Genomic DNA, 583 nt, shown 5'->3' with positions numbered 1-583 from the left:
CCTACTGATCTCGGCATGTAACTACTCACTTCACTTTGCTGCCTTTGCCTCTGGCGGTGTTCATCCAAAATACTATTGGAAAGACCAGAGTTAGAGCGTTTATCTTTATTCAAGCACTGCTGGTTGTCATTTGCTTCTTATTATTGTTGGCACACCATTCTTACGACTCCATTATGATGCCTTCGACCAAGCGTTGTTCCAAACGGTCTCCATCTCAACGACTGCTGGTTTCACCACCACGGGATTTTCCGATTGGCCACTATTTCTCCCTGTGTTACTGCTTTTCTCTTCTTTTATTGGGGGATGTGCGGGTTCAACTGGTGGTGGTATGAAAGTCATTCGGATTTTATTGCTCACGTTGCAAGGTGCGCGTGAACTTAAGCGCTTAGTTCATCCTAGAGCGGTCTACACCATCAAAGTGGGTGGTAATGCTCTGTCGCAACGTGTGGTGGATGCGGTGTGGGGGTTCTTCTCCGCTTATGCATTGGTGTTTGTCGTTGTATGCTCGCGCTCATTGCAACAGGATGGACGAACTAACCGCGTTTCGCGTCGCAGCGACGCTAACAACCTAGGTCCAGGCTTG

Annotated in this window: 1 pseudogene; it reads left to right on the top strand. The window is 48.4% G+C overall.

Annotated elements, in window-relative coordinates:
* Positions 1–583 (top strand): annotated as a pseudogene (locus CIK04_RS32015) (potassium transporter TrkG); the annotation flags it as partial.

The organism is Vibrio sp. 03_296 (genome assembly GCF_002265885.1).
The sequence above is the reverse complement of the archived record's forward strand: the minus strand, read 5'-3'. Positions and strand labels throughout refer to the sequence as shown.